The organism is Ruminococcus sp. MCC718 (genome assembly GCF_018783905.1).
Lineage (GTDB): Bacteria > Bacillota > Clostridia > Lachnospirales > Lachnospiraceae > Hominisplanchenecus > Hominisplanchenecus faecis.
Genome location: NZ_WQNP01000168.1, coordinates 1 through 5,724 on the forward strand (window position 1 = coordinate 1; position 5,724 = coordinate 5,724).

The 5,724-nt window shown below is 43.0% G+C and carries 6 protein-coding genes and 1 pseudogene; all 7 read left to right on the forward strand.

Annotated features, from left to right (window positions below; all coding sequences use genetic code 11):
- The first annotated feature begins 95 nt into the window (after window positions 1-95).
- Window positions 96-1,124: a glycosyltransferase family 2 protein gene (locus GPK60_RS13670; RefSeq protein ID WP_173897803.1), complete on the forward strand. Its 1,029-nt coding sequence runs from the start codon at window positions 96-98 to the stop codon at window positions 1,122-1,124.
- 17 nt (window positions 1,125-1,141) lie between these two features.
- Window positions 1,142-1,702: a hypothetical protein gene (locus GPK60_RS13675; protein WP_022118725.1), complete on the forward strand. Its 561-nt coding sequence runs from the start codon at window positions 1,142-1,144 to the stop codon at window positions 1,700-1,702.
- Window positions 1,692-2,744 carry a lysylphosphatidylglycerol synthase transmembrane domain-containing protein gene (locus GPK60_RS13680; RefSeq protein WP_147631239.1) on the forward strand — a complete coding sequence of 351 codons (1,053 nt, stop codon included), beginning with the start codon at window positions 1,692-1,694 and terminating at the stop codon, window positions 2,742-2,744. Before GPK60_RS13675 ends, GPK60_RS13680 begins: the two co-directional genes overlap by 11 nt.
- A gap of 172 nt (window positions 2,745-2,916) precedes the next feature.
- Complete coding sequence (locus tag GPK60_RS13685; RefSeq protein ID WP_022118727.1) at window positions 2,917-3,609, forward strand: nifU-related domain containing protein; 693 nt, start codon at window positions 2,917-2,919, stop codon at window positions 3,607-3,609.
- A 19-nt stretch (window positions 3,610-3,628) separates the two neighbouring features.
- Window positions 3,629-4,639 (forward strand): GGGtGRT protein, encoded by a 1,011-nt coding sequence (locus GPK60_RS13690; RefSeq protein ID WP_022118728.1) that lies wholly within the window; start codon window positions 3,629-3,631, stop codon window positions 4,637-4,639.
- Window positions 4,640-4,708: 69 nt separating this feature from the next.
- A complete protein-coding gene (locus tag GPK60_RS13695) occupies window positions 4,709-4,864 on the forward strand; it encodes a hypothetical protein (RefSeq protein WP_173866356.1) in 156 nt (51 codons plus the stop codon).
- Between the two features lie 277 nt (window positions 4,865-5,141).
- Window positions 5,142-5,724, forward strand: a pseudogene (locus tag GPK60_RS13700) (IS607 family transposase); the annotation flags it as partial.

Genomic DNA, 5,724 nt, shown 5'->3' on the forward strand with positions numbered 1-5,724 from the left:
CATTATACAGCTTAAGCAACAAGATGGATAATTCCTTACTGGCTGTAAGGGATATTAACCATAAATATATTGTAGTAGAAGGGATTTATGAATAGATGAAAGAAAAATTGATCACGTTTGCAGTACCATGCTACAATTCGCAGGATTACATGCAGCGATGCCTGAGGTCGCTGATGGCAGGAGGCGAGGAGGTGGAGATCATCGTGATCGATGATGGCTCCACGGATCGGACCGGTGAAATCGCAGATTGCTATGCAGAAAAGTATCCGGAAACAGTCAGAGCGGTACATCAGAAAAACGGTGGTCACGGAGCCGGAGTGAACAAAGGACTGTCTCTGGCAGCCGGAGAATATTTCAAAGTGGTGGATTCGGATGACTGGCTGGATGAGGAAGCTCTGAAAAAGTTATTGACGGAGATCCGAAAAAGAAAGAGACAGGGGGCTTTAGCGGATCTGATCATCTGCAACTATCTGTACGACCATTTATATGAAGGAAAACAGAAACGGATGGGCTATGAGAATGTATTTCGCAATGGAAAAGTCTGTACTTGGGATACCATCGGGAAATTTCATCCATCGCAGTACCTTGTGATGCACGCTCAGATCTGCCGGACAGAAGTACTTCGAAGGTCAGGCGTACGCCTGCCGCGGCATACGTTTTATGTGGACAATCTGTTTGCCAACCAGCCGCTTCCGTTTGTAAAGACGATCCTGTACCTGGATCTGGATCTCTACCATTATTTCCTTGGAAGAGAGGATCAGTCGGTCAATGAGCAGGTGCTGATGAAAAGGATCGACCAACAGATTCTGGTTACAAAAATGGTTTCCGGGTGTGCGGATTTGAAGCAAGTACAGAAGGAACATCCAAAACTGGCGGATTATCTGGTACGGAATCTGTCAATCATGCTGTCGATTTCTTCCATTCATCTTTTGCTGATCGGAACGGAAGAGGCAATGGAAAAAAGAAACGAACTGTGGGAGTATATGAGAAGAAGAGGAAACGGTCTTTATCGGAAGCTTCGCTTCGGGACCGTGAGCGGTTTTACTTATCTGCCTGGAAAAGCAGGGACGGCACTTACACTGGCAGGTTATCGCCTGGCAAAACAGTGCTATCATTTTAACTGATCGGAAGGAGAGAAGCTATGGAACAGATTTATCTGGCTTTTGTGGATACACCGGGATTCTTTGCGTCCATCATCCGTAGGGTGATCGGGATCCCTTATGTGCATGTGGTCCTTTCGATGGATGCCGATCTAAGAGAGGCCTACAGTGTGGGGAGAAGGAATCCGGCCGTTCCGCTGATCGCCGGCTTTGAAAAAGAAAATACGCTGGAGATCGAGGCAGTATTTCCGCATGCAAAATATAAAGTAGTCCGTATGCAGTGTACGGCAGAACAGAAAAAAAGTATTGCAAGACAGCTTTTGCAGTGCTATAAACAAAGAAAGCGATATCACTACTGTATTATCGGACTGCCTTTCATCCTGTTTCAGATACCGTTTTATCAGAAGAATCATTATACCTGTTCTTCTTTTGTGACGAATATCCTGGAGCAGAATGGCATTTCGCTTTTCCAGAAGCATTTCTCGCTTGTGACACCAAGGGATTTTTACGAACTGGAACAGACAGAAACCATTTTCGAAGGATCTCTGCATGATTTTAACAGAAAGGTTTATTTAATGATAGGAGCAGCTTATGAATCGTAAAAATTTGATCAGTGCGGCGTTTTTCCTGGTACTATTGACCGCTACCATTGTGGTTATTTTTCAGGGAAATGATATGAATACCGTAGTTGCTGCCATGCAGACTTTAAGCCCGGTTTATCTGGTGGCTGCAGCTCTTACGGCTTTGTTCTTTACATCCGCGGAAGGCATTATGATCTGGTATCTTCTTGGCAGTCTGGAGGGGAAAACCCCTCTTTTTTCCTGCATCAAATATTCGTTTGTGGGATTTTTTTATTCCGGTATCACACCGTCTGCAACAGGCGGACAGCCGATGCAGCTTTATTACATGCAGAAAGAAGGGCATAAAGTATCGGACAGCAGCGTGGTGCTTATGACGGTGGCGGTGGTATACAAACTGGTACTGGCTCTTATGGGCGTTGCCATTTTGCTTTTTTACCGCACGCAGCTGATGGGATATCTTGGAAACTATATTTATCTTTATTATCTTGGACTGTTTCTGAATACGGCACTGGTGGTGATCCTGCTGTTTGTCATGATCAGCCCGCGCTGCTTTAAGAGTCTGGTACTTGGCGGCGAAGCAGTGCTCAAAAAACTGCACATTCTCAAAAAATCAGGAAAACGAAAAGAAAAACTGATCGAGATGGCAGATCAGTACCATGAAGCAGTTGTATTTCTGATCGGGCATAAAAACAAGATCGCATTTGTGCTGATCCTGACGTTTATCCAGAGATGCAGTGTATTTTTTATGACCTGGCTGATCTACAAAGGCATGGGACTTACCGGAGAATCTGTGCTCAGTATCATGATCCTTCAGGCATCTGTTTATATTGCAGTTGATATGCTGCCGCTTCCGGGAGCACAGGGAATCACAGAGATCATGTACAAAGCATCCTTTGGACAGGTCTTTAAAGGGGCACTGCTTCCGGCGTCCATGTGCCTGACAAGAGGTCTGAATTTCTATTTTCTGCTGATCGTCAGTGCTGTTACAGCCATGTACTGTCATTTCAGCGTCCGCAGAAAAGGCCTGAAAGGATCCTGGCGAAGCGAAGAAGCCAAATCTTAGAGGCATTTCCGGACAGAAAAAGACAAAAGAATCCGGTTTGTTAAAAAAAGACTGGACGAAATCGTCGATTTATGAGAAAATAATGTGAAAGTATTTTGCAGCCTCCTGTGATCGCAAAAAAAGGGAGGCGGCTAATTACTATATGCAATTTATTTTTGAAAGGAGTCTTAAAATGATTTATTCACGTGAAGTAGAAGAAATGTGCCCAGTTGCACAGGGCGTTCATCATGGCGCTGCTCCAATTCCAGAAGAAGCAAAGTGGGTACAGGCAAAAGAAGTTAAAGACATTTCCGGATTTACACATGGTGTAGGCTGGTGTGCTCCTCAGCAGGGTGCATGTAAGCTGAGCCTGAATGTAAAGGAAGGTATCATCCAGGAAGCTCTGGTAGAGACCATCGGATGTTCCGGTATGACACACTCTGCTGCTATGGCTGCTGAGATCCTGCCGGGTCTGACTGTAATGGAAGCTCTGAATACAGACCTTGTCTGTGATGCTATCAATACCGCTATGAGAGAACTGTTCCTGCAGATCGTATACGGAAGAAGCCAGAGTGCTTTCTCTGAAGATGGTCTGGCAGTTGGTGCTGGCCTGGAAGACCTGGGTAAAGGACTTCGCTCACAGGTTGGTACAATGTACGGTACATTAAAGAAAGGTCCTCGTTACCTTGAAATGGCAGAAGGTTATGTAACAGGCATCGCTCTGGATGCTGATGATCTGATCATCGGATACCAGTTCGTAAACCTTGGAAAGATGACAGACTTCATCAAAAAGGGTGATGACCCTAATACTGCATGGGAAAAATCCAAAGGTCAGTATGGCCGCGTAGCTGATGCTGTTAAGATTATTGACCCGCGTAAAGAATAATTAGAGGAGGTAACAGGAAATGGCTTTATTTGAATCATATGAGAGACGAATTGACAAGATCAATTCTGTTTTAAATAGTTACGGAATTGCTTCTATCGAAGAAGCTGAAAAGATCACAAAAGATGCTGGACTGGATGTATATGCTCAGGTCAAGAGCATTCAGCCGATCTGTTTTGAGAATGCTTGCTGGGCTTACACAGTAGGTGCTGCAATCGCAATCAAAAAAGGCTGCAGAAGAGCTGCTGATGCTGCTGCTGCAATCGGTGAAGGTCTTCAGTCTTTCTGTATTCCGGGTTCTGTTGCTGACACACGTAAAGTAGGTCTGGGACATGGTAACTTAGGAAAAATGCTGCTGGAAGAAGAAACAGAATGTTTCGCATTCCTGGCAGGTCACGAATCTTTCGCTGCTGCTGAAGGTGCGATCGGTATCGCAGAAAAAGCAAACAAAGTTCGTAAAAAACCGCTGCGTGTTATCCTGAACGGTCTGGGTAAAGACGCTGCACAGATTATCTCCAGAATCAACGGTTTCACATTCGTTGAGACAGAGTATGATCCATACACAAACGAAGTAAAAGAAGTATCCAGAAAAGCTTATTCTGAAGGACTTCGTGCAAAAGTAAACTGCTACGGTGCAAACAGTGTACCGGAAGGTGTAGCTATCATGTGGAAAGAAGGCGTTGACGTTTCTATCACAGGTAACTCCACAAACCCGACACGTTTCCAGCATCCGGTTGCAGGTACATACAAAAAAGAATGTCTTGAAAAAGGTAAGAAATACTTCTCAGTAGCTTCCGGTGGTGGTACAGGACGTACACTGCATCCGGATAACATGGCTGCAGGTCCTGCTTCTTATGGTATGACAGATACTCTGGGACGTATGCACTCTGATGCACAGTTCGCAGGTTCTTCTTCTGTTCCGGCTCACGTAGAAATGATGGGTCTGATCGGTGCAGGTAACAACCCAATGGTTGGTATGACTGTTGCAGTTGCAGTTTCGATCGAGGAAGCAGCAAAAGCTGGTAAATTCTAAGAAATAAACAAAAAGTTTTATTTAAATGAAAATAACAGGCACTTTCCGTAAAGGAGAGTGCCTGTTATTTTGAACGCAGAGAAGCATTCCCCCGCTTCAAGTGTGCAGATCACCGATTATATAAAACCAGAGCTATTGGCAGTGGCACTGGTTTTATATTTTGTTGGCATTGGGCTGAAACATTCTCAGACCATACCCTGTGAAAAAGAGGAAAAAGAGGAATGATCCGTCACGAAGGGAAACGTAAAGATTATGTAAAAAGATGTATTTTGCAAAGAAAATGTGCTAAAATTGTCAGGGAATGCCTGATCAGGTCATCAAGTCATAACATTATTTCTGCACAGGTACATCGTGATTTCAGACTTTTCGTTGTGACATCCTTTTAAGCATAAAAAGCACAAAAGAGGTTGTTAATAGTTAAATATAAATTATAAAATCATATAAGTAGGTCTTGAGTTTTATAAGATATTAGAGCAGAATATTATTGAAAGGAGTTGATACTTTGAGTAAATATTATTCTATACATGAATTTTCAAAAATTATAGGCGTATCTGCTCAGACATTACGAAATTGGGATGCCAATGGAAAACTTCATCCGCATCATACTACAGTAAGTGGCTATAGATATTATTCCGATGAGCTTTCCAGCCATAAACAAAAAGATGATTTGGAACGACAGATTGATAATGTCAAGACATATCTTCTGGCAAAAGGGCGGCCGTTTGAGATAATAAGTGATATCGGTTCTGGGATTAATTATAAGAAAAAGGGCTTCAGGAATTGATCAGACGAATCTCTCAAAATCAGGTTGAAAAGGTTGTAGTTTTATATAAAGACAGGCTATTGCGATTTGGTTTTGAGTTGATAGAATATATCGCTTCACTTTATAATTGTGAGATTGAGATTATTGATAATACTGAAAAGTCCGAACAGCAGGAACTTGTTGAAGATTTGGTTCAGATAATTACTGTATTCAGTTGCAAATTACAAGGAAAACGAGCAAATAAAGCTAAGAAACTTATCCGGGAATTGATACAGGAGGAAGCAGATGGTAAAAGCCATAAAAGTAATGTTGATACCAAATA